This is a genomic window from Bradyrhizobium sp. AC87j1 (assembly GCF_002936975.1).
In the GTDB taxonomy this organism is placed as follows: Bacteria; Pseudomonadota; Alphaproteobacteria; order Rhizobiales; family Xanthobacteraceae; genus Bradyrhizobium; species Bradyrhizobium shewense.
On sequence record NZ_PTFE01000091.1, the window covers coordinates 1 to 24,320 of the forward strand.

Sequence of the window (24,320 nt, forward strand, 5' to 3'; positions counted from 1 at the left end):
CACCAGCGTGGCCTTCACCGGCGCGCTGGCGGCCGCAAAGATCAAGATCTCCATGGATGGCCGCGGTCGTTGGATGGACAACGTCTTCATCGAGCGGCTGTGGCGGTCGCTCAAGCATGAGGACATATATCTCAAGGACTATACCGACGGCCGCGAGGCCAAGGCAGGGGTCGCGAGCTGGATCGCCTTCTACAACGATCGTCGCCTTCATCAGGCGCACGGCTATCGCACTCCGATGGCGGTCTGGCGCGAACGGATGCAGGCAGCGAAGGCTGTGGACATGGTGGACAACGCTGACGCGTTGACCACATGCCCACAGCAGCTGCAGCAGACAGAGTCTCTGGCAGCGTGATAGAAAGGGATCAGGAGCGGTCAGTTTCCAACTAACAAACCGGTTCAAGCGGTCCCGCTCCGCGGGTCCAGTTCAGGCCCCCTTTGCGCTAGAATCGCCCTACTGGTGAGGTCGCCTTCTGGTCCCTGACTTCGCCGCTCTATTTCGGGCAGCGTTAGATCCCGTCGACTCGATATCAAGCAGTCGTAGTTGCTACACAAGCTATTTCACCTTCGCCTTAAGCCCCAACTCGACCAGCCTGCGAATCGCCTCTGTTTGCGCCACCTCGCCTATGTGATCTACACCTCAGGCTCAACCGGCACCCCAAAAGGCGTCATGGTCGAGAACCGCGGCCTGGTCAATCTCATAGCATGGCATGTGCAAGCGTTTTGTCGGCAACCAGAATCCTGCTGCGCACTCACGGCTGGACTAGCATTCGATGCCAGTACGTGGGAGCTATGGTCTGCGTTATGTAACCGCAGCACATTGCAGCTGCCGCCCAGAGCGGCAGCAGGAGATTCCTTGCGTCTGCTGCAATGGTGGCGAGATCAATCGCTGGACGTTGCTTTTTTGATCACGCCACTGGCTACACTCGCGCTGGAAGATGAGCTCATCAATTCCAGATTGGAGTACTTGCTTGTTGGCGGGGATCGTCTCCAGCGTGTGCCTGCGTCTCTACCAGCGGCTCTCAAGCTCATAAACAACTACGGCTCTACCGAAGGGACGGTGGTGGCGACCTCGGGACGGCTCTTCAGCGACAACGCTGTGCCGCATATCGGCCGTCCGATTGCGAACACGCGGGTGTACCTTCTCGACGGTCATGGTGCGCCTGTTCCGTTTGGGGCGTCTGGTGAGCTTTACATTGGCGGGGCGGGTGTTGCGCGCGGTTATCTGAACCGGCCGGAGCTGACGGCGGAGCGGTTCATCGCCAGTCCCTTTGTGGACGGCGACCGGCTGTACCGGACTGGCGATCTGGCGCGCTATCTGCCGGACGGCAATCTTGAGTTTTTGGGCCGCAACGACGAGCAGGTGAAGATCCGCGGCTTCCGCATCGAGCCGGGCGAGATCGCGGCACGGCTTGTCGGGCACCCGATGGTGCGCGGGGCGGTGGTGGTGGCGCAACAGGATGGCGCCGGCGAGAAGCGGCTGGTGGCCTATGTGGTGGGCGCGCCCGAGGCCGGCTCGGAAGAGACAGATGGAAGCGACCTTGCCGCCGTTTTGCGCGCGCACATAAGTGCGCACCTGCCGGACTACATGGTGCCGGCGGCGTTTGTGCGGCTGGCGTCGCTGCCCTTGACGGTGAACGGCAAGCTCGACCGCCAGGCGCTGCCGGCTCCGGAGGACGATGCGTATGCGCGCCGCGCCTACGAGGCGCCGCAAGGCGAGATCGAGACCGCTGGCGCAGATCTGGGCCGAGCTTCTCGGAGTGGAGCGGGTCGGGCGCCACGATCACTTCTTTGAACTGGGCGGCCACTCGCTCTTGGCGGTGCGGCTAATGAGCCGGCTGTCGCTGGCTGTTGGGATAGCGCTGCCGCTGACGATGCTGTTTGGCAAACCAGTGCTGACCGATCTGGCGGAGAGCATTGCCGCGGTGTTGGGTCGGACCGGTCCACAAGTCCTGCCGGCGATTGTGGCCGAGTCTCGTGCAGCGCCCTTGTGTTGTCGTTTGCGCAGCAGCGGCTGTGGTTTTTGGCGCAGCTGGATGCGGGCGGCACGCACTACCACATTCCGCTGGCCGTGCGACTGTGCGGCAGGATCGACCGCCGAGCTTGGCGGCGCAGCCTGGACGGTTTGTTCGCGCGTCATGAGGCGCTGCGCAGTGTCTTTGTCGCCTCGCAGGGCGAGCCTTGGGTCGAGGTTCTGCCGCCTAATCTGGGCATGTCGGTGCGCGAGCACGATCTGCTGAACAGGGCAGACGCGGACGCCGCGCTGTCAGAGCTATGCCAGGAGGAGGCGCGCACGCCCTTTGATCTGGCGCGCGGGCCGCTGATCCGTGGCCGGCTGATCCGAATGTCGGACGAGGAGCACGTCTTCCTGTTGACTCAGCATCATATTGTTTCGGATGGCTGGTCGCTGGGCGTCTTGGTGCGTGAACTCAGTCAGCTGTACCGGGCGTTCGTGACTGGGCAAGACGATCCGCCGCCGCCGCTTGCGATCCAGTATCCAGACTATGCTGCTTGGCAGCGGCGGTGGCTCTGGGGGGAACGGCTGCAGAGCCAGGCGCAGTATTGGCGCAACACCCTGTCGGGAGGGAGCACCGGCGCGTCTTGCCTTGCCGACGGACCGGCCACGGCCGCCGCAACAGTCATTTGCCGGCGCCACTGTGGCTGTGGTGATCGATGCGGATCTGACGCGGGGTCTGAAGCGGCTGAGCCGGCAGCATGGCACGACGTTGTTCATGACGGTGCTGGCGGCCTGGGCGGCGGTGCTGTCGCGTCTGTCGGGGCAGCACGACCTTGTGATCGGTGTGCCGAGCGCCAATCGCGGTCGCCGCGAGATCGAAGAGTCGATCGGCTTCTTCGTCAACACCCTGGCGCTTCGCCTCGACCTGTTGGGCGCGCCGAGCGTGGCGGAGCTGTTGGAGCGGACGCGGCGCATGGCCTTGGGAGCGCAGGAGCATCAGGATCTGCCGTTTGAGCAGGTGGTGGAGATCGTGCAGCCGCCGCGCTCGCTTGGTCTCACCCCGCTGTTCCAGGTGATGCTGGCCTGGGAGAACAACGCCGTCCCGCCCTTCGACCTTCCCGGGCTGCTGGTGGAGGCTGTGGGGGACGGGTTCGATCAGGTCAAGTTTGATCTGGAGCTGAACTGTCATTCGGCCTGCAATATTGACCCCCCGTATTGCCGCATCTGCGAATGTTACCCTGATGGCGCCATTGCCGATGACGATCCGATGTCGATTGATTGGCCGCGCCAGATGGCTTTCCCGGCTTGCTCGACGAGAGGGGCTGTGGGCGGGTCGGGCCCTACATAGCCCGAGCCGTCCACAACCCCGGGCAATGAGGCAGCGGTCGTGGCGTCGCCGAGCGGGTCTTGGGCGGCCAACCGTTCGGCAGCCCTCCGTCTGAGCGCCCTCAGCAGACGTTGCACAATCGAATGCTGTCTCTTTCCGAACTCCTCGGGGGATTTCTCGCTCAGCCGGCCGACAATTGCGAGCGCCGTCAGCTGCGGCTGCTCTCCGAGCCAGGCTTCGATCGCAGCAAGATGCGGGTCGAGCTTGGACGGCATGCGAACTCTGGTCTTATAGGGCCGACGAGTTCGCCGGTGCGTGGTCACGCGGCTCGCCGACCGTCACCGTCTTGCCGAGCGTCTTCGCGAACGTCGCCGCGCTCGCTGTCGGGGCGCGAGTGTGAGCGGGTTGCAGGCCGAGCGCCTTTCCGGCACGACGATCGACGCGATTGCCTAATTCCTCTTGGGTTGCGCGAATCTCCGCCAACAGCGCGACCGGATCGAGCGAGCGATATTGATCGCGGAGCCGTTTCTTCACGGTCGCGGTCACCTGGGGATGCGCCAATGCACGCTCATAGGGCGTCGATGGGAGATGATAGCGCTTGATCACTTTAGCCCCTTCGCGACGCTTCTCCTTCAGCTTGAACGACGGTTGGGAGAAGTTGACGTAGAGCCGTGCCGCCGCATAGAGGCGGCCCATCATACGCGCCGTCTCGATGCCATCGAAGCGGCCATAGCCCATGAGGCGGCGGACGACGGCACCATTCTTCTGCTCGACAAACGCCTGGTCGTTCTTCTTATAGGCGCGCGAGCGTGCGACTTCGAGCTTCTGTTCGCGACACCATGGCACGACGACATCGTTCATGAAGGCGCTGTCGTTATCGAAGTCCACGCCGCGCAACAGCCACGGGAACAGGCTCTGTGCGCGGCTGATCGCCTCGACGACCAGCGAACCTTCCCGCGTCAGCAGCGGCAGACACTCCGTCCAACCGGTGGCGACATCGACCATCGTCAGGGTTTGGATGAACGAGCCAGCCACCGACGTGCCGCCGTGGGCGACCATATCGACCTCGCAGAAGCCGGGCACCGGGCTGTTCCAGTCATTGAACGTGCGGATCGGGACCTCGCGCCGGATTGCCGAATAGAATCCGGCACGGCGCCGCCTGCCGCCGCTCGCTGCGATCTTCACATCGACGAGCAGACGATCGATGGTGGCGGCGCTGATGGCCAGAACACGATCACGTTCCGACTGGCCAAGCTGCAATCGGCCATGTTGCTCGAGAGCAGGCAGCAAGGTCGGGATCATCACCTTGAGCCGCTTGCCGCATACCCGATCCGACGCCTCCCACAGCGCCGTCATCGCGTCCTTGACCGTCGCGCCATATCTACGTCTTCGCTTTCTTGTTGCCTCGACCTCGCCCGGTCCAATCGTCTCGCGTCGCCGGAGCGCGCGCACCACATGCTTGCGATGCCAGCCCGTCGTCGCGCACAGCTCGTCGAGGATCCGTCCCTTCTCCGCTCGTTTGGCCGACCGGTAACGCTCCGTTACGGCCGACACGAGCTCCCGCCGCGCGCCCATGCTGATCTTTCTCGCCATAGAGGCCACCGAACCGATTCGGTGGCGCCGACCCAGTCATCGGCGAGAAGTTGTCCAGTTGAGGCAATGCGGGGGTCAAATTTGCAGACGATGACGTAATTGCGGTCAGCGCTCGGGGCACGAGAGCTCCGTTATCGTCCATCTCTCGCAATCAAGCGATTCGGAGGAGCTGTCATGCGGCAATACGTCGGGCTAGATGTCTCGCAGAGAGAGACTGCGGTTTGCGTAGTCAATGAGACTGGTGAAGCAGTTTTTGAAGGAAAGGCCAAGTCTCATCCTGGAGATCTGTCAAAGTTACTTCGTAAACATGCGCCACTGGCGGAGCGTATCGGCTTTGAGACGGGCGCAATGGCGAGCTGGCTTTGGCATGAGCTTCGTAGGGTCGAACTCCCCGCCGTTTGCATCGATGCAAGGCATGCACACGCAGCACTGTCGGTCCGCATGAACAAAAGCGATCAGAACGATGCTCGGGGCCTTGCCGAACTGGTGCGGGTTGGTTGGTATCGAGAAGTCAAAATCAAGAGTGAGGAGAGCCAGAAGGTTCGAGCTATCCTCGTCGCGCGATTCCGCCTTGTGTCCATACGCCGGGATATCGAGAACCAGGTCCGCAGTCTGATCAAGGAATGTGGGTTGCTATTCCCTCGCGCCATTGGCCAACAGTTCCGTAACCAGGTCGGCGAGCTATTGGGCGAAGATCATCAACTCCTCAGCGTGATCGCGCCGCTCCTGTCGATTCATGAGCACATCTGCCAGTAGCAAAGCAAATTTGACGACGAGGTCCGCCGATTGGCGAAGTCGGACGAGACGACGCGTCGCCTGATGACAGTTCCTGGTGTCGGCGTGGTCACCGCCTTGACGTTCCGCCATACGATCGATGACCCGTCTCGCTTCCGATCGGCCTCAACAGTCGGCGCCTATCTCGGCCTCACACCTCGGCGCAACCAATCTGGTGAAACTGACACCAATGGCAAGATATCCCGATGGGGCGACAGGCTCCTCCGAACCTACCTTTACGAGGCGGCGACCGTTCTGCTTTATCGAACAAAGAAATGGTCCTCCCTCAAAGCCTGGGGAATGAAACTTGCGAAGCGGATCGGCATGAAAAAGGCAAAGGTCGCTATCGCCCGCAAGATCGCTGTCATCCTCCACTGCATCTGGGTCGACGGCACATCATTCGACTGGGGCAACGCGCCGGCCTGACCTTATTTTGCAAGTTCCTGGCCCGGTCCGCCGGGCTGGCGATGTCCCGCTGGGACGGTGGTCGTGGTGATCTCGGTCAATCGGCTGGTGGCGGCTCGTCCGCACCCCGTTGCAAACGATGAGGCACCCGATCCGGACATCATCATGAGGCGCTTGCGACCTCGGAAAGGACCGTGACCCCAGCGACGGGCAACTGATCGCATTGAAACCAGGTACAGTTAATCGGCCCACTACTACGAGCTGGCTATAGATCCACCAGCCGCGCTCGCTCCGTCTGCGCAACCCCGACCTGCTCCGTCGGGCCGAGCGCTACCACTTTGCCGAATGGCTTCAAGAAGAGAGTTGACAACAACCCGCAATTAAAGGGCCGATTGACAACCACAATCACGTTGACTCGCGAGGAGGCGGCACAGCGTGCCCAAATGGAGGCTTCCCGCGCTCAAGCCGAAGACAAGGACATCACCCGGACGGCAATGTCGGTTGCCGAAGCCCTTAATGGGGCCGGCATCGAGGTGAAGATGCCCCATTTGGCTAAGCGTCTTAGATCGCCAAGCTCAATGACAGACGAGCTCACCGGAATCCAGGCCAGCTCTGAGACCGGCGTCCAGCTTTTCAACAACGCTGTGCGGCACGTCTTCGAATTCTCTGACAGGGATTTTACACGTGCCTTCAAGAAAGCCATTCTAGCGTTCGAGGAGAGCGGGTATAGCGAGGTCAGCACGACTAACTGGTTCAGGACGCGATCACGGACCTTCGCTGGCATCAAGACAGTGCTCGCCACGCCTGGCGGTTACCGTTTTGAGCTCGAGTTTCACACGGCGGACAGCTACAAGGCCAAGCTCGACAATCATGAGACGTACAAGGAGCTGCAGAAGCTTAGACGGCTACAGCGAGGGAGCGAAGAGCCCCCGGATGAGTCTATAGCCGAGCAACTCCTGGAGCGCGTGCGACGGGCGTGCACCGAGGTTGTGGTCCCAGAGGGTGCCACGGAGATCCCCCATTGGGAAGCCAAAGCCGGCAACAGCGTTGGCGCTAGCCCTGCTCGTGCGTCGAACGTGGCCCGGCCGACACGCGCAGCGCGGTCGGCGCGCGCAACAGAGATTGTGGGCGCCCTCGACAACCGCCCGATCGTGCTCGTTGGCATATGGGGGCCGGGAAATCCACTGTGGGACCTGCACTCGCAAAGCAGCTGGGGCTGACGTTCGTCGACTCCGATAAAGAGATCGAGGCGAAGGCTGGCAAGTCCATAACCAAGATTTTCGCGGAGGACGGCGAGGCGCATTCAGGGATCTCGAGGCGAATGAGATCAGCCGGCTGCTCAACCGGGGGCCGCTGGTGCTCGCAACCGGTGGTGGAGCCTTCATGTCCGAAGAAGTCCGGCGTCGTGTCGGCGAGAAGGCGGTTTCGATCTGGCTTAATACCAACGAGGACGTGATCAGGCGCAACCTGTGTATAAGCTCGCCAATCTCACGATTGCCCCACAGGACCGGCGGGAACTCAAGAGCGCGGATGCTTGTCTTAGCGAGCTGCACGGCTATCTCTGCGCCGGTGGCGGGCTAGACGCTGGGCAGTCTGGCTCGTTTAAGGAGGAGCCCCCTGCCTCAAGCGCCGTGAGGGCGCGAGATTCGGTTGCGCAGGAGCAGATGCCATGACCCACGTCACTATCGACTACGGCTCCCCGGTCAGATATCCATCGCGGTGCCGGATCTGTGCTCGATTTCCCGTCGACACCGCACGACTTGTGACGTCAAACATTTCAAATCTGGGTTTGTACCCGGGAGCCCTGGCCGATGCCGGCTTCGTGGACGGGGCCACGGATTTGCCAGGTGACGATATCGCAGCCGATTACGCTCTGCTGCACGAGCAGTTGCAGAGGCATGATCAGTTTCTTGCGGCGCAGACGCGGCTGGTTGGACCCACGCAAAGTCATCTGCTGGCAGCGAAATGACCTTCAGGAAACCTCAATGGGGATGTCCACGACCGGAATGGCAACGAAACAGCCAGCTTTTGTTTCTGTCATTGAATGACGACGGTCTAGGTGGTGTGGACTCTAAGGATTCCCTTTTAGGAGCAAATCAGATTCAAGGCTGCTTTTGGGGAAGCCGCCTTGGGTGTGATGGACCGTTTGGTATTGAGCGACGCGGCGTGGAAGCGGATGGCGCCGTTGATCATAGGGCGCCCCGATCAAAAGGGCTCGATTGGGCGCGACAACCGAATGTTCGTTGAAGGAGTGCTGTGGATCGTGCGTACGGGGTCTCCCTGGCACGATCTCCCGGAGGTCTTCGGCGATTGGAATAGCGTGTTCCGGCGCTTCAGCCGATGGAGCATCAAGGGTGTTTGGTGGCGGATCTTCGAGGCGATGTCCGATGATCCGGACTTCGAATATCTGATCGTCGATTCCACCATCGTTCGGGCGCATCAGCACGCTGCCGGCGCCAAAAAAGGGGGTCTGAAGATCAGGCGATCGGTCGCTCGCGCGGGGGCCTGAGCACCAAGATACATCTGGCCGTTCGAGGCTTGGGATGTCCGGTCCGGTTCACGCTGACCGCGGGTCAGAAGGGCGATGCACCGCAAGCCGCCGCATTGATCGAAGGCTTGTCCGCCGAGGTCGTCATGGCCGACGCCGCCTATGACGCCGATCACTTGCGCCAAGCCATCGCCGCCAAAGGCGCGCTCGCCGTCATTCCCAACAACCCGTCACGCGCGCTCAAATACCCACTCGACAAGCATCTCTACGCCCAGCGTCATCTCGTCGAATGCTGCTTCTCAAAGCTCAAGCAGTTCCGACGTGTCGCAACCCGCTTCGAAAAAACGGCCCGGAATTACCGGGCCGTCGTCACTCTCGCTGCCATTGTTCTATGGATGCGCTATTTAGTGTCCACGCCACCTAGAGCTCTGCCAGTGCGCGTTCGAAGGCGGCAATGTCGAGATCGCGCCGCGCTTCAAATCCGCTCGTGCGTTACTGGTGGCCAGCAAAGGCTGCGGGTCGGCGGTGAGGGCGTCGAGGGGCGGCGGCCGTTCCCCTTCACTCAATGGTGCCGCCGGTACCTGGATGGTTTCCACGACGCTGCCCCGCAATCGTAGCCGTTGTGATGATCATCGCGCATGCGCTGTTGGGGACATGCTGATGGCGGTGCCGGAAGCACTGGAGACATGTGATATCTCGGCAGATGGCAGAGCGGATTCCCTGTCGCTGCACAGGAAAGCGTAGAGTTCCTGCACGCAAATCCGGGCGTTCTTCTTGTCTTTTTGAATGGGCGCGACGAGGGGCAACCTGATATCGGCCTTTTGGTAGAACGGACTGCGCTCTTCGTACAGCTGGTCAACCTTCTGCTCGATGTCGACGCCTTGCAGCAGCGGCCGGCTGGTGTCCCGCCTGAGGCGCCTGCGGAGCTCTTTCAGCTCGGTGTCGAGCCAGATCGACCTCGCCTTATTAAGGATCAGGGCTTGATTGGACTCCTTGTTAAAGCAGCCGCCGCCGGTTGCGATGACGATGGGCCCTCTCTCCAGCTGCTTGGCGAGCTCTTTGGTCTCCAGGTCCCTGAAGTGCGCCTCGCCGCGGCCAGGGTCGGCGAATATCTCCATTATATTGCCGTGCTCGGCGACGATACGCTGATCGATGTCGACAAACGCCACCCCCAACTCCTTGGCAAGCTGTGGGCCGATGGTCGACTTGCCGCTCGCCGGCATGCCGACGAGCACGACCGGCCGCGTACCGAGGGCCGCGAGGATCTCGCCGGCTTGCGGCGAGCGAGCGACCGCAATCTGTTGTCTTGCGACGCTGCGCAGCTTGGAGGTCCCTGCCGCCTTCGACCTGCTTTCTCCTGACGAGCCCCAGTGCAATATGTCCCAAGCACCATGAGGAACGGGGACCGGCTCGCATTCGCTCTGCGCGCCCTGCGCGAGCTCGGCTCGGTAACTGGCCGGCGTATGGAACTCGACCTCGAAGCGATAGTTCTGCGCGGTTCTGAACGCCGTGTGAACGCCGCGTAACCGCGGCGTATCCATCTTGAACCAGTTGGTGGTCTCGACCTCGCTGCAGTCCCGCTCCTCGAAGGCCAGTGCCGCCTTCCTGAAGGCGCGCGTAAAAGCCTCGTCCGGAATCTCGAAGACATGGCGCACGGCATTGGTGATCAGTTGGGCCTCCGGCGCCGCGCTCACGCTCTGGCCGGTCAACTCGTCGGCTATCCAGACCTGCCCGCGCGACCGTTGGTCAGGATGCGGCACCTTCACCTCGATGCCGTCCTGCTGCAAAAGTTTGGCAACCGCACGCACAGTTTCGGTAATCGCGCTTTGCGCTTCGGCGGGGACGGCTTCGAGCTTGGCGCGCTCCAGGGCCTGTTCGCTGCTCAGCGTTATCCTGCTGGCGGGGTCGTCGTCGGCCGAGATTGCTGAGGCGCTGGGCAGGATGCGCTTTTCGTCGGCGAGTCTGATCGAGGCCTCCATGACCGAGGCCGCCAGCGTGGGGTTGTCCTTCAGATCCGCCAGGGTGCCATGGACGTCGAACCGGCCCTGGTGGAGCATTGCCGCCTGCGCCTTAACATAGGGCGCCGGCTTGAAGCCCGGCCTCCGCTCCAAGAGCCGCTGCAATTCGGGGGCTTTTTGCATGAAGGTCCGCGCACCGGTATCGGACTTGTAGGCGTCCGTGCCGACCTTGATGCCGACGCTCAACAGATTGATGGCGCTTTCATGCAGATCGTCCGGGTTGTAGCCGTCGGGCCGCGGATCGATGCGCGGCTGGTAGTGGTTGAGCAGGAAGTCGATGCGCTTCCTGGCGTCAGCGCTTGCTGGATAGGATTCGCTGAGTTTCGGGAAGAGCGCGCCGGCGTCGGCGCTGACTGCAGGCTTCGCGCCGGGTGAGGCCACGGATCGCGCTAACTGTTGCTTGACGTCCGACTGCTCATGAGCCGGCTCGCTATTGAGCTGCAGGTTCCAGTCCTGGAGCTCGGCCACTAGCAAGGCGGCCAGTTCGCAGGCCACCGGATGCCTGGCGGCCTTGCTGTCCTCCTCCGCCCTGGCGATGAGCTCATGGAGGGTCTGGCTGTCCGGCCGATCTTCCTGCAACAGTGCGCGGATGTCGGCCTTGAGCTCATGATGAATGCCCTCGTAGGTGCCGAAGATGGCACGCTCGGCAAACCAGCGTTGCGCCTCCAGCGGCTGCGCCAGCATGTTGCGCTGCAGGCAGCTGTAGGTCTCCAGCACCAGCCCGGTGGCCGACAGGATCTGCTTGGACCGGCTGAACTGGTAGCGGCCTTTTTCGATGGCCGGCGTGTGCGACTTCGGCGGCTTCATCGAGACGATGCCGCGCGCCTGCAGCTGCGCGTCGGACTGGCGCACATGCTCGTAAAGGCGAGGCCGGTCGCCGATGATGACGACGGCGTCGCCGTCAAAATCGCCGTCGAGCTTTTTTTGTTCGGCGGTCGGGACCGCAACCAAAGAGCCGGGCGCGAACACCTCCGTCGCCTGCAGGATGCCGACGCACTCGAGCGCGGTGTCGGTCTTGACGCGGTTCTTTTCCTCCAGCCAGCGCGAATGGGACTTTACGTCCTCGGCAGACATCACCACCCCGCGCTCGGCGAAGTCCGCCGGCCACATTTCATCGGGCACAACGATCAAGATGCCTTTGGCAAAGAAGGTCGGATCGTCGGCGGCAAGCCCAGCCCCCGACCTGTGCGCGACGTTGAAGCTGTATTGGAAGGCCACGCACCGATCCAGGAACGCCGCGGTCCGATCGCCATCACGCGCCAAGCTGACCCGGTCGGCGGCGAACGGGCGCAGGTTGGGCTTGTCATAGGGGGAGCGTCCGACAAGCACGCCAGCGTCACGGGTCAAGGTCTTGCTCTTGTCCGTCGGCACATGCAGGCATTCGTCGCTGGACGGCACGGCGATAGCACTCCAACCCTCGATATGCCCGCCCGTGACCGTGCGGAACAGCTCCTCGGGGGTGAGGCTTTGATGGGTTTCGAGCCAAGCCAGAGCCTTCTCGCGGGTCTCCTGTGCCACCTCGACGCTGCGCGGATAATGTTGCAGCGCCGTGGGCGGTACCGCCGATTGCCTTTTATCGGCAAAAGCAGGCATCGGCTCGGGAGCGTCGTGGCGAGCCCGGGCAATGGCCGGCATGCGCTCGGCCAGTGAGGCCCTGATGAAGCCGCAGCCGTCATGCGGCCGCAAGGCGATCTCGCCGTCTCGCCCCTCTAACCGGAAGGGATGCACTGCGCCTGCGGGGCGGTCGGGCAGAAGGGACAGCTTGAAGCACCCTTCCAGCGCATAATCATGCGGGCCAACGTCGGGGACGCCGGGCGGCGCGGCAAATCCGCGGCGCTGGATATAGTAATAGGCTTCCTTGAACGGCGCCCAGGCCCGCGACAGCTGCTCAAAGGCCGTACCCAGAGCCGTCTCGGCATAGGGGATCGCCAAAAGCTTGCCGCTTGGAGCCTCTTCGGCCGCGGAGGGCAGGCGAGAGGCAAGCTTGTTCAGGCTCTCATGCGGCGGCTTCAGCTTGCTGCCGCCGAACAGGTCCATGCGGTAGGGCACGCCCTCCACGGGGAACGTGCGTGCCAGCATGGCGGCAGTCGGAGTTCCCTTTAGCTGCACCGCCACCACCTTCACCGCGCCCGAGGTCAAACGGTGGAAAATGGAATAGCGCAACTCAGCTTCGCTGCCCAGCGGCCGGCCTTGCGTGTCGACGACCGGCAGCCGCATCAGTCCGGCATCGCCTTGCGGCGGTCTCGGCTCGTGGTCCATGGCCTGAAGGACCCGATGGACATCGAAGCTGGCGGCTGCATGCTGGGCCTGGACCATCGATGCGTTCTGCGCGATGAAGGTGTCGAGCGCTTCGAGCGGCTCCTTCGCCTCGATCTCGGCGATCACGTTCCAGCTCATGTAGGAAAGGTCGGCGTAGATGAGGGCGCGGGCACTATCCAGGATCTGCCTGGTCTTGCCGTGCAGCTCTTGCTGCCTGGCCCGCAAGGCGAGCTCGTCGCCGTCGACATAGGGCCGCCGGTAGAGCGCCTCCAGCACCACCCGGGTCTTGAGCACCTGATAGATCGAAAGCGCCGTGCAGCGGCTTGCATTGGCGCCGCTGGTGCGCTCGGCCTGGCCTGCCTTGAGATGGGCATCGATCTTGTGTTCCACCACCGGCTGGATGGCGTTGAGCAGGTCCAGCGCCGACCTGCGGTGCCAGCGCAACACCGGCTTCGGGCTGCGAGCCAGTGGCAGCAGGGAGGCGCAAAGATTGCCCATCGTCTCGAGGTCGTTGTCGAGCTTAAACCCGGGAGCGGCACGTAACACCTCGAGCCTGTCCAACCCCGGCTTTGCCAGCGCACCGAGATCGTCCGACAACTCCGCCGTGCCCAACGCCTTGAATATATTCGCGATGGCACGGACATCGGCCTGCTGCAGCCGATCCTCGGCATATTGGAGGTAGTGCGCCAGCTGATGCAGCCGGTCCTTCAGCAAGGCGGGTTCGGCGACCTCGCCGGCGGTCTCTCCCTCCTCAATAACCCGCGACAGACCGTTGGCGATCCTGGCTAGCGCAGGCATGCTGAAAGTGCTGAAGCGACGGCCCTTGGAACCGAACTCGCCGGCGATGGCAACGATCGCCTCGCGTGCTTTTTCTTCTTCCGGCCACTTGCCGAAGCCGTTCACCAGATTGGCCAATTCTTGATCCGAGAATCTGTTGAGATTGCCGGCGCGGGCAACCACTGCGCCGGCGATGGCAACGGTCGCTTCACGCGTCTTCTGCTGGTCCGGCCATCTGCTGAAGCCGTACACCAAATCGGCCAACTCTGAATCCGAAAATCCGTCGAGATTGCCGTCGCGGGCAACCACCTCGCCGGCGATGGCAAGCGTTGCTTCTTGTCCGACCAACTCTCCGCGATCCAGCAAAACGCATCTCAGGGCCTGGGCGTCTTGATGACGCACGGGCTCGACGGAACGTGATAAGGCGGCTTGCTGAACCAGGGTGGTCGGTTCACGGCCATCATCACGCTCGGCCGAAGCGGCGGACAAGGTCAATGGATTGGCTTCCTGCCCGCTGCTGGCCCACCACTGCCGATAACTGCGAATGTCCGCCTCCGAAGCGATATCGCCCGAGGAATCCAAGATGTCGTTGCGGTCGATGATCCCCGTAAGGCCGTCAGCAGCGCGCCCCTGTGACGGATTTCGCAACAGGCGAGGGCCGTCTAGCAATGCGGATTCACGATAGGGGCGATTCAAGCGAGAGTTCGGCCGACGTTCAACCTCGGCCAGCACCTCGTTGATCCCCGTAAGGTCGTCAGTAGCGCGCCCCTGTGACGAATTTCGCAACAGGCGAGGGCTGTCAAGCAATGCGGACTCACGGTAGGGGCGATTCAAGCGAGAATTCGGCCGACGTCCAATCTCGGCCAGCACCGCGTCTAGCTGCGGCGACATACTGCCCAGCGAATTGTCTTCCCCATCGGATGATTCCACCCAGCTCACAGCGCTTGGCTGCTCCAGACGGTCAGTTGCTGACGGAGAAGCTTCCGTGCTCGAATGCTGGATTTCCTCATCTTCTTCGATGATGGTACACAAAGCACGATCGGCCCAGGCTCGCTCGATAGAATCCATGCCTAGTTTCCCGTTTTAGAAGCCCCGCCGGGTTTTTGCGGAGTCCAGCTTACGAGATGCTGACGATCGCGACGAGAATACCCGCGTCAGGGTGTCGCGTGATAAGACTCCGCAAAGCTCGCCGAATAGCAACTATGGATATCAGTGTGAGAAAGCTTGGAAGCTCGAGATTTCCAAATGCAGCAAGACCAAGCATCCTTTTTCCAGTTCGGTTGGGTGGCCCCTTGGCAGAAAGTAACGTGTCCCGCTGAGCTACCATCAGCCTCGCGTCATTTGCCGGCCACTGAGGCCGCCATTTTTCCCGCTTCAGTTCCTGAGACTCGACCCGCACCGTCATCTGGACAGTGGGAGCACGGGCTCTTTCTCCGTCCAGGCAAATACCCAACCAACCAAGAGTCAGTGATCCGTACGAGTGGAAATCAAGCAGCTACGCCAGGCCCGCGCCAATAAGGCAAATTGAGCGATATCGATCAGGCAGCGTTCGAAATCCAGTCCAAAAGAGCTGTCTTCGGTTTGGCGCCGACCGAGAAGTCGCCCACTTCGCCGTCCTTGAAGATCGCGAGCGCCGGAATGGAGCGCACGCCCAATTGGACGGCGAGTTCCGGGTTTTCATCGACGTTGAGCTTGGCGACCTTGATCTTGCCTTCCATCTCGACGGAGATTTCCTCGAGGCTCGCAGCAATCATCTTGCAGGGATCGCACCATTCGGCCCAGAAATCGACGACGACGGGTGCTGCGGATTCCAGAACTTCCGACTGGAAGTTATTGATATCGACTTTTACGGTAGCCATGGCTGCTCCTTTGACCGAAGAAGATGTTGAACCACATGTGACGGTGCGGTGCGGAATTGTCAATTATCAACCCGACGCTGTTCGGGACATAGGGAGCGTTGCCCTGCGACGCCAGGAGCCTGCCTCCTGGACCACATCCCTGTCCTTCCTCGCTGCTACAGCCCTCCGTGGCTTTCTGCCCACAGCGGAACCTTTCGAGGCCATAAGTTTAGACCAACGTTCGCCGCGTCAAGGTTCACAAAATTTGCGGCGCTCGAAGGCGCCACCGGAGAGTTCATCGCGACGCATTCAAAACGCCGGCGCCGCGTCGAACTTGAACTTTAAGCGGTTCAAGGAAGCCGTTGAGGCCGACGCGGCGGTGGATTTGTCTTCTGACGAGACAAGCGAGCAGGAGGAAGCGGGTCGGGGCGGCCGTTCCCAGTCGAATCAACCTTTCGGGATGGGATCAACCTGGCCGCTGGCGCAGGTTGATGCGCCGATCCAAGGCCGCAGCGATTATCGCTTGAGCGACGGGAGTGCCTGGGAGACGAGCGAATTATCGCGAACTTCACCTTCCTGCAGCAGGAGCTGCAGAGGGGTAGTCCGGTTCTCGCTGGCCGGACGCCGTTCGTGGATCCAATCATAACCCACCAGTTGCGTGAGGGTGGCGATGACGTCATGCGACGCAGTCCAGCGCATCTTCTACCCACCATCATGCCAGCACAACGCTGCGGCGTCGATCTTCGGCCCGAGCCGTATATGCTGCCTCCGGCACCGGATTGGGGAGATTTGTCGGTCCGCACTGGCCTCACGGCAGCGAGCAGGCGCCGGAGAATCTCACGCGCGGATGCACTGGCACGGCGTGCTACCGAGCACCGATCGACCCCAGACCAACATCATGATCACCGGCCGTTTCTACACAGCCCAGCTGCGACAATCAGGCAAGCAGAACGACATCAACGTTTATTCTGCAATAGGAGGAAAGGAGCAAGCATCGATGCCCAATACACGGATCACATAATATCCGTTGTCGTGTCATCGGAACCTGCGCCCCGGGTTCTCGATAGCTGTTGAACTCAGTCGGCCGTCGGCCCGTTGTTCGTTCGCAAGCAATTCGGAATATTCCAGCTTGAAGCGAGGCTACGGTTCAAGAGCATTCCTCGCCTGAATTTTGAGATGAGCAGACGGTGTGCATCGGAGCGAACGCGAGGCGCCAGCCACGACTGCATGGCTCAGAACTCCGAACGTGCTAATGTCGCCCAGAGGGCGCGTCGTGTTAATCGGCGCTCGCTCGACCCCGCCAGCCGGCGTTCAGGTTGAACTCACTCCGCTCGAAGCGTTTGAGGGCTGCATCTGAATAGGTCGTTGACTAACGGCCCAACTCGAAGGTGCGGTTCAAATCTCACGTGAATGTTCCGTCCATATGCATTCACTATGCTTCCATCTGCAAACTGTATTTCCACTCGATCGCGCCGCGGACTAGAAACGCCGAAACGGTGAATCCTGGGCGGCGGCATGCTGGAAAGCAGAGCTTCATCCGAATGCTTATGACGCGCTCGGCGGCATCAGAAGTGGTGGCCAAAACACCCCACAGCAAGCGCAACTGGTGAGGGCCTCGTTGCATTCTGGCAGATGAGCCGGATTTAAAGCGGTATGAGGACTATTCGTCGTTATGTCTGATTTGGTCCCGTTTGCCACGCCGGAAAGCCGACGCCGCCTCCTGCGGTGCCTGACCGAGGTTGCGTTTCTGGCTTGTGTTAAAAACGACGTGGGGCGAGCGAGGCGGATTGCCAAGGGGATCGATGTGGTTGCCCCCGGCGGTCGAGAGGCCGTCATCGCGTGTGTGCTCGTCGACCTGTTGGCAAACGACGTTGAAACGGCGCTGGAGCGCCTCGATCCTCTTGCCCGCGCGAATGATCCCTATGGAATGGCATTTCAGGCGCTAACGCTTGGGGTTGTTGGACGTTTAAGCGAGCGGGATGCTGTGCTTCGGCGTCTTCCTCGTGACGATCTGGCGCTCGATGGGCTTTTCGCGGCGTTGAGTGGTGCAGCCAAGGTGCATACAGGAGGTTCAGTCAATGAGCGGTGTGAATGGGGTCGTGGCGCTACTTGAGGCTATGTCGCCGGCGAGCGGCGGGCCGGTCGCATCAAGGGCGTCGAGTGACTCGGTCGAAGCCTTTCGTGCGGCGCTCGATCGGCCGGGGCTGTCATCAGCGAATAATGATCTCGCAGTGGCCCCCACCGAGGAGGGGCTGATTGGTCGCGTCCGGGTGGCTGACGATATCCTTAGCGGAATGGAGAAACTAAGCGCATCTTTCGGCGACGCTACGAACGTCGCGGCCGGGGTCGCGGAAAGCTATGCTTCCGGTGGGTTTAGTTCGACTGAATGGCTGAACGCGCAATCCACCCTGTCAGCCATGACGCTGCAATACGATATCGCGTCGAAAGTGGTTGGGAAGGCTGTGCAAAGCCTTGATACTCTCCTAAAGAGCCAGTGAACAACCGTTATGCGAGCGTGATGTTGGTGTTGAAGCGCGCGTTGATTCTTTTGGCGACGTTTGCGTTGACGGGGTGCGGAGCAAAGATCGAGCTTTATCGCAATCTCCCGGCGCATGACGCCAACAAGATGCTCGCGTTGCTGATACTGCATGGCATCGATGCTGAGCGGTTGGCCGAGCATAACGGGGCGGCCACCTTGATTGTTTCGACGAAAGACGTGCCGCGTGCCATGAGTCTACTGGATGGCGCCGGATTGCCTCGCGATCGGCTTGCCGACTTGGGCACCCTATTCAAGAAAGAGGGCATGTTGTCATCGCCAACGGAGGAGCGTGTGCGATTTATTCACGGCACGACGCAGGAATTGTCGGAGACGCTCTCCAGGATCGATGGCGTGTTCAGTGCCCGCGTCCATGCCGTCCTTCCCGAGAATACGATCGACGAACGCGTCCCACCGGCTCCCTCAACTGCTGCTGTGTTGGTCCGCTATAAGGCTGGTACCGCCGTTGATCAGATCGTACCGAAGATCAAGGAGTTTGTCGCAAATAGCTTGAAGGGCGTATCCTACGACGGGGTCTCGGTTACGCTCGTCGAGGCGACTCAAAGCGATAGCGGCTTGCCGCCACTCGATGCGTCTCCCGTCGCCGCCGAGGCCAGCGCTCCGCTCCATCTCTTGGTCGGACTCGTGGCTGGGCTCGTGATATCGCTAATCGGCAATGCAGTCCTTGCCATTCTCGTGTGGCGGACGCGTGTGAGCCACACAGCAAATCCTGCGGCGCCATAGATCAATGCAAGCGAGCAATTCCTCGATGATCGCGACAGGATCGGCAGCAATTTCGGACAACTGGCTTCACAGGCTGTGGGCCGGAGCGATGATGCGCTGCATCGCCGATCCCGCGGCCGACTTCGATGATGCTATAACCAAGGATTGGCCCGAATGGCTGCCGCGGGAGCCTGCACGGGCAGATTCGTTCATCCGAATGAGACTTGGAAGCCGGCTGCTTCCGGCTCAAGATAGGGGGGCGTCCGCCATCATCTGCGCTGGCCATGCGCCGAGGACCCGGCTCGCATTTTTGCCGGCATCGGACGCCGTGCGCCTCATGTGCCTTGCTGCGGCGTGGATCGGGGTTCCCAGTCTTGTCGGTCAGCTTCGCAACGCCGATGTCGTTGCAGCACGTTCCGTCCTCGGAGAGGACGCCTTCGCGTTCGCTTTCCATGCCGCGCTGCTGCCACGACCGACCGCCGCCCTGATGACGGCTATCGGTGCGTCCAAGCTGCCCAACGGGCCTGCTGAATTGCTCCACTGCGGAGCTGCAATGTTCGGCCTCGCAATGGGCTGCATCCCGGATGCACTGCAGGTACGACTGAGATTACGCAGCCCTGCGTCTATCTGGACGGTGGCGGCTGACGCCTGTCGCAAAGACAGTGCGGGAGAGGACGCCTTTCATGCGATGCGGCGGTTGGTCAGCAAAAGGATGGCCCGATGGTCGCACTGGTTCGATTGACGTCCGAGACGATCAGTGTTCTCGGACCAGGGCGAATCCTGCCGGCGGCAAGCGCGCAGGCGCTCCTCCAGGCCGAGCAACTGCTGATCCAGGCGCAGCGCGATGCAGAGGCGCTTGTTGAGGAAGCGCGCGTGTCCGCAAGCAGGATTGAAGCGGCCGCCAGAGAAGCCGGGCTCAAGGAAGCGCAAGTGACAATTCAACAGCGCTTGGGCGCAATCGCCGTAGCGTCACTGCGGGTCATGGAGCAAAACAAGGAAAGGATCGTGGACCTCGGCCTGCAGATCGCCCGCCGGATCATCGACACGACGGCGCCAGGCGAGGCCGCAGTGCGGATCGCGCTGCGAAGCCTGAGGGTCGCGGGCCATAGCCCTGCGGTTCGGCTGCGAGTGGCACCGTCGCTGGTCGAGACGGTTCGCGGGCGGGTCGACGAGATAGTCCCGGCGGTCACGTCGCGCGCAGTCATCGAAGTTGTTTCTGATCCGCGGATCAATGATGCCGGCTGTATTCTCGAGACCGATGCCGGACTGGTCGACGCGACGATCGAAAGCCAGCTCACGTTGATCGAAAGCGGCCTTCGCAAAAGCCTAGAGGCGTCGAAGTGATCTCGGAGCCGGTCGACCCGTCAACGGCGGTAGATCCCGTCGGTTGTTCGCATGAAAGCATCGATCGGTTCTTCCGGCTCGTGAGCAGAGTGGTTGAGCAGACGCCGACGATGAATGTCCGTGGTCGTGTCCTTCAAGTCGTTGGAACAATCATCCGTGCGACGGCTCCTGGGGTGCATATCGGGGATTTGTGTGAACTCCGCGATCCCAAAAATAACCGTGAACTGACCGCCGAGGTCGTCGGTGTTCAGCGCGATGTTGCCGTTCTGACGCCGCTCGGGGAGATGCGGGGACTTTCGACTCTCACGGAGGTGATTCCGACGAGAAAGGGCCTGCTGGTGCCGGTGGGCTGGAACCTGCTCGGTCGGGTACTCGATGGCCTTGGCCGCCCACTCGATGCAACCACTCGTGGGCCCATGATCGCGGAGGCCCACGTGCCGGTTCATAGCAGCGCACCCGATCCGCTGACCCGGCGTAGCATAGATCAGGTTCTTCCGGTCGGTGTACGGGCGATCGATGCCCTGCTGACGAGCGGGGAAGGGCAACGCGTCGGTATCTTTGCCGCTGCGGGCGCCGGCAAAAGTACGCTGCTGTCGATGCTCATACGGGGCGCTGAGGTTGACGTCGCGGTGATAGCGCTTATCGGCGAGCGCGGACGGGAGGTGCAAGAATTCATCACGCAGCACGGCTCGGGATCACGAACCAAAGCGGTCTTTGTTGTCGCGACGTCCGACCGGCCCGCCATGGAGCGCGCCAAGGCGGCCTATGTGGCCACGGCAATAGCTGAATGGTTTCGCGATCAAGGCAAACGCGTGCTGCTTCTCATGGATTCGCTAACACGTTTTGCGCGGGCGCACAGGGAGATCGGCCTTGCAGCAGGTGAGCCACCGACCCGCCACGGTTTCCCGCCATCAGTGTTCGCGACGCTGCCGCTACTTTTGGAGCGTGCGGGCAACAATGCGCGTGGGTCGATCACGGCCTTCTACACCGTGCTTGTTGAGGGAGATGACATGACTGAACCCGTCGCCGACGAAACGCGTTCGATCCTTGATGGCCACATTGTGCTCTCGCGCGCCCTGGCTATGTCGAACCACTATCCTGCCATCGACATTCTTGCGAGCGTCAGCCGCGTCATGAGCATGATCGTGGCTCCGCAGCATGAAAGCATGGCGCGAAGACTGCGGGAGCTGATGGCGAAATACCAGGAGGTCGAACTCTTGATTCGTGTGGGTGAATACAAGAACGGAACTGACGCACTCGCGGATGAGGCGATTGCCAGAAGGGACGAAATACTGAGTTTCCTGCGCCAATCGACTAGTGAGCAGATAGACTTCGAAGCCGCGCTCCAGGAGCTCGAAACATGCGTGGGATGATCTCGGACGCCGTTCCCCGTCTCCTGGAGCTGCGGAAATTGCGACATCATCGTCAGCAAGATATTCTGCGGGCGCGACAGTTGGCTCTTGAGAGCGCTGCCGCTGCTGTGGAGACCGCCGCCGAAAATCACCGCGCCTGGCGGCAAAAGCGTCTTCGGCTTGAAGCGGCCCTGTACGATTCCGTGATCGGAGAAACCGTCGCCCCCGGCGCGCTTGTCGGTCTGAAGGCGAAGATGACCTCCTTGCACGATCACGATCAGCTGCTCGAAAAGGACATTGGAACGGCGGTCGCGGAAGCCGATCAGGCGCGGCAGGCACGCGACGAGGCGTGCAACATCGTGCGTCAAACAGGCAAGCACTTCGATAAGTGCGAACATTTGGCGCGCGCCTTGCGCGATGCCGCGATGAGGAGGCCGGAGCAGGTTTGCGAGGATAGGGTGGACACGCCGCGAGCAGCGGCGGCCTTGGACCTCGAAGAATTTCAGGGATGCGAAGGCTAGGGGAGGAGATCAGGCGAGCGTCGTCGGATCCTGCGGTTTATGCCGATGCAGATGGTGGCGGCTGCTCTGATGGCGACACGCTCGACCTATCGTCCGCTGGCACAATCGTGTGTGCCTGTCGTCTGGCCGAAGAGCGCGGACTTCCGCACCCGATCGGGAAAGCATGGGAGTCAGTGTTGCGGCCCGGGCGAGTTGGCTTTGGACGCAGCTAATCGGCTGGGAGGGTTCAAATTTGCTACTCTGGAAGGTTTGATGTCGCCCCCTCTGGCTATGGACTGGCATCTCACGGGGCAACTCGCGCTAGGTTGATCAGATGAAGCCACTCGACAAACTCCTGACCATCGCGACCGGCCGTAACGACATTGTTCTCGTGACGTTGCTGATCACGATCGTTTTCATGATGATTATTCCGCTTCCATCAGTGCTCATGGACGTGCTGCAAGCGGTCAATCTGGGAATTGCAGCCATCCTGCTGATGGTGGCGGTCTACATCAAATCGCCACTCGCATTCGTCTCATTTCCATCGGTGCTTTTGCTGGCAACGCTGTTTCGTCTAGCGCTTGGTATTGCGGCAACTCGCACCATCCTGCTTCATGCCGATGCTGGCCAGATCATCAAGACCTTCGGTAACTTTGTCGTAGCTGGTAATCTCGTGGTAGGCGCGGTCACCTTCTTGATCATGACAATTGTACAATTTGTCGTCATCACCAAAGGATCAGAGCGCGTTGCCGAGGTCGCTGCACGTTTTTCTTTGGATTCCATGCCGGGAAAGCAGATGAGCGTCGATGGCGACTTACGGGCAGGCAGCATCGATATGCGAGAGGCTCGCAGGCGCCGTGTTGCCATCGAACGCGAAAGTCAGTTGTACGGTGCCATGGACGGCGCCATGAAGTTCCTCAAGGGGGACGCGATCGCGGGCTTGATCAGTATCATCGTGAACATCATCGGCGGGATCTCGATTGGTTCACTCCAAAAAGGAATGGGCTTCTCCGAGGCGCTGGAGGTCTATACGACCCTGACCATCGGCGATGGCCTCGTGGGCCAGATTCCGGCACTGTTCACCTCGATCACGGCAGGATTCATCGTCACGAGGGTGAGCTCCGAAGACAACAGCGCAGACCTCGGCAATGCAATCGGCAATGAACTGAGTGCGCAACCCCGTGCACTCATGGTTGGCGCATTCATGCTGGTTCTGTTCTCCCTTGTGCCCGGCTTTCCGACGGTGATTTTTGTAGTTTTGGCAGCAGCCGTGGGTGGGGCCGGCTGGCTGCTGCAGCAGCGTGGTGGGCTATCGCGTACCGTCGCGCACGGCCACCTACTCAGCGGGAAAGCAATGTCGACGAGTTCGACTGAGGTCTCCGAGGCAAACAAGGCCGGCAGCAATGACATCATGCTTACAGTACCGGTGATGATCGACATTGACCGCGATATCCAGACGATGATTCAGCCGGACGTGCTTGATAAAGCGTTGGTGGCCACGCGGCAGGCGCTGATGCTCGATCTTGGCGTTCCGGTTCCAGCGATCAATGTTCGAATGAACGCTGATAGCAACAAGGGCGAATATATTATCAGGTTGAATGAAGTTCCATACGGTTCGGGACGATTGCGGCCTCAGCACGTCCTGGCGCGTGATACTCCCGAAGGCCTCGAAATGGTGGACATTCCGTATGTCATGGAAGAGTCCTTCTTGCCTCAAATGGAGACTGTCTGGGTTGATGCCGCACATCTTGAGTCGCTGCGATCTGCGGGCGTCACGTATCTGGAATCAGCCCAGATTCTTTCGTGCCATGTTGGTCAGATCGTGCGTCGGCACGCCGATGAGTTCATCGGTATCCAGGAAACGAGAGCGCTTTTGAAACAGATGGAGGCATCGTTTCCGGAACTTGTGAAAGAGGCGTTGCGCCTGGTCCCTCTGCAGAAGATAGCGGAGGTGCTCAAACGGCTCGTTTCGGAGCAGGTTTCACTGCGAAACATGCGCGCCATCCTCGACGCGTTGGTCCAATGGGGACAAAACGAGAAGGATACAGTCCTGCTGACCGAGTATGTGCGTGGCGCGCTCAAGAGGCAGATCTGCTTTCAGCATTGTGCCGGTACGAATCTGTTGCCAGCCTACATTTTGACGCCGGATGTGGAAGACACAGTGCGCAAGGCTATTCGGCAGACGTCTGCCGGAAGCTATCTCACGCTCGATCCGCTTACCACGCAGCAGATCGTTGGCAGGATAAAAGATGCCGCCGACATCCTTGAATCACTGCCGTATAAGCCGGTGTTGCTCACCTCGATCGATATCCGTCGATACATCCGCAAACTTATCGAATTCGAGTTGTACGAGCTCCCGGTGCTCTCCTATCAAGAGCTTACTCCTGACATCTCCGTCCAGCCCTTGGCGCGAATTGCGCTGCAGTGACCAA

The 24,320-nt window shown here is 61.0% G+C and carries 15 protein-coding genes and 7 pseudogenes; 18 read left to right on the plus strand and 4 right to left on the minus strand.

Annotation, left to right across the window (positions count from 1 at the left end; translation table 11 throughout):
• The 5 genes and pseudogenes from CV770_RS32550 to CV770_RS44115 all read left to right on the plus strand — a co-directional run.
• Positions 1–235 (plus strand): annotated as a pseudogene (locus tag CV770_RS32550) (integrase core domain-containing protein); the annotation flags it as partial.
• Positions 236–625: 390 nt separating this feature from the next.
• The gene (locus CV770_RS44100) at positions 626–1,792 is read left to right on the plus strand and encodes an amino acid adenylation domain-containing protein (RefSeq protein WP_349627987.1); all 1,167 of its coding nucleotides are present in this window, start codon (positions 626–628) and stop codon (positions 1,790–1,792) included.
• Positions 1,758–1,850 (plus strand): annotated as a pseudogene (locus CV770_RS44105) (phosphopantetheine-binding protein); the annotation flags it as partial. The gene CV770_RS44100 and the pseudogene CV770_RS44105, both read left to right, overlap by 35 nt.
• A 137-nt stretch (positions 1,851–1,987) precedes the next feature.
• Positions 1,988–2,515, plus strand: a pseudogene (locus tag CV770_RS44110) (condensation domain-containing protein); the annotation flags it as partial.
• Complete coding sequence (locus CV770_RS44115) at positions 2,502–3,302, plus strand: condensation domain-containing protein (protein WP_349627986.1); 801 nt, start codon at positions 2,502–2,504, stop codon at positions 3,300–3,302. The pseudogene CV770_RS44110 and the gene CV770_RS44115, both read left to right, overlap by 14 nt.
• Here the strand turns inward: CV770_RS44115 and CV770_RS44335 are convergent.
• Both CV770_RS44335 and CV770_RS42875 read right to left on the minus strand, forming a co-directional pair.
• Complete coding sequence (locus tag CV770_RS44335) at positions 3,188–3,556, minus strand: hypothetical protein (protein ID WP_502693631.1); 369 nt, start codon at positions 3,554–3,556, stop codon at positions 3,188–3,190. The genes CV770_RS44115 and CV770_RS44335 overlap by 115 nt on opposite strands.
• A 13-nt stretch (positions 3,557–3,569) precedes the next feature.
• Complete coding sequence (locus CV770_RS42875) at positions 3,570–4,874, minus strand: integrase catalytic domain-containing protein (RefSeq protein WP_146101393.1); 1,305 nt, start codon at positions 4,872–4,874, stop codon at positions 3,570–3,572.
• 174 nt (positions 4,875–5,048) lie between these two features.
• On the opposite strand from CV770_RS42875, the pseudogene CV770_RS32565 reads away from it, so the two are divergent.
• From CV770_RS32565 to CV770_RS32580, 5 genes and pseudogenes are all read left to right on the plus strand, one after another.
• Positions 5,049–6,074 (plus strand): annotated as a pseudogene (locus CV770_RS32565) (IS110 family RNA-guided transposase).
• A gap of 317 nt (positions 6,075–6,391) precedes the next feature.
• On the plus strand, positions 6,392–7,273 hold the full coding sequence (locus tag CV770_RS44120; protein WP_146101394.1) for a hypothetical protein: 882 nt from the start codon (positions 6,392–6,394) through the stop codon (positions 7,271–7,273).
• Positions 7,219–7,634 (plus strand): annotated as a pseudogene (locus CV770_RS43550) (shikimate kinase). The gene CV770_RS44120 and the pseudogene CV770_RS43550 overlap by 55 nt, the downstream one beginning before the upstream one ends.
• An 88-nt stretch (positions 7,635–7,722) precedes the next feature.
• The gene (locus CV770_RS41855) at positions 7,723–8,022 is read left to right on the plus strand and encodes a hypothetical protein (protein WP_146101395.1); all 300 of its coding nucleotides are present in this window, start codon (positions 7,723–7,725) and stop codon (positions 8,020–8,022) included.
• Between the two features lie 207 nt (positions 8,023–8,229).
• Positions 8,230–8,882, plus strand: a pseudogene (locus CV770_RS32580) (IS5 family transposase); the annotation flags it as partial.
• 59 nt (positions 8,883–8,941) lie between these two features.
• Here CV770_RS32580 and CV770_RS32585 read toward each other — a convergent pair.
• Both CV770_RS32585 and trxA read right to left on the minus strand, forming a co-directional pair.
• A pseudogene (locus CV770_RS32585) lies at positions 8,942–13,847 on the minus strand (shikimate kinase).
• Between the two features lie 1,286 nt (positions 13,848–15,133).
• Positions 15,134–15,454, minus strand: a complete 321-nt coding sequence (trxA, locus tag CV770_RS32590) for a thioredoxin (protein ID WP_104465269.1) — start codon at positions 15,452–15,454, stop codon at positions 15,134–15,136.
• 1,651 nt (positions 15,455–17,105) lie between these two features.
• Between trxA and CV770_RS41860 the strand changes: the two genes are divergently transcribed.
• From CV770_RS41860 to sctV, 8 genes are all read left to right on the plus strand, one after another.
• Complete coding sequence (locus CV770_RS41860) at positions 17,106–17,546, plus strand: hypothetical protein (RefSeq protein ID WP_146101396.1); 441 nt, start codon at positions 17,106–17,108, stop codon at positions 17,544–17,546.
• A complete protein-coding gene (gene sctI / locus CV770_RS32605; protein WP_146101397.1) occupies positions 17,512–17,931 on the plus strand; it encodes a type III secretion system inner rod subunit SctI in 420 nt (139 codons plus the stop codon). Before CV770_RS41860 ends, sctI begins: the two co-directional genes overlap by 35 nt.
• Positions 17,928–18,713 (plus strand): type III secretion system inner membrane ring lipoprotein SctJ, encoded by a 786-nt coding sequence (sctJ, locus tag CV770_RS32610; protein WP_146101398.1) that lies wholly within the window; start codon positions 17,928–17,930, stop codon positions 18,711–18,713. Before sctI ends, sctJ begins: the two co-directional genes overlap by 4 nt.
• Positions 18,714–18,738: 25 nt before the next feature.
• A complete protein-coding gene (locus tag CV770_RS32615) occupies positions 18,739–19,434 on the plus strand; it encodes a hypothetical protein (RefSeq protein ID WP_146101399.1) in 696 nt (231 codons plus the stop codon).
• On the plus strand, positions 19,413–20,036 hold the full coding sequence (locus tag CV770_RS32620; RefSeq protein WP_104465275.1) for a FliH/SctL family protein: 624 nt from the start codon (positions 19,413–19,415) through the stop codon (positions 20,034–20,036). Before CV770_RS32615 ends, CV770_RS32620 begins: the two co-directional genes overlap by 22 nt.
• Entirely contained in the window at positions 20,033–21,409 is a 1,377-nt protein-coding gene (gene sctN, locus CV770_RS32625; protein ID WP_283811425.1) for a type III secretion system ATPase SctN, read from the plus strand. Before CV770_RS32620 ends, sctN begins: the two co-directional genes overlap by 4 nt.
• Positions 21,397–21,909, plus strand: a complete 513-nt coding sequence (gene sctO / locus CV770_RS32630) for a type III secretion system stalk subunit SctO (protein ID WP_104465276.1) — start codon at positions 21,397–21,399, stop codon at positions 21,907–21,909. The genes sctN and sctO overlap by 13 nt, the downstream gene beginning before the upstream one ends.
• 313 nt (positions 21,910–22,222) lie before the next feature.
• Positions 22,223–24,316, plus strand: a complete 2,094-nt coding sequence (gene sctV, locus CV770_RS32635) for a type III secretion system export apparatus subunit SctV (protein ID WP_104465277.1) — start codon at positions 22,223–22,225, stop codon at positions 24,314–24,316.
• The last annotated feature ends 4 nt before the right edge of the window (positions 24,317–24,320 follow it).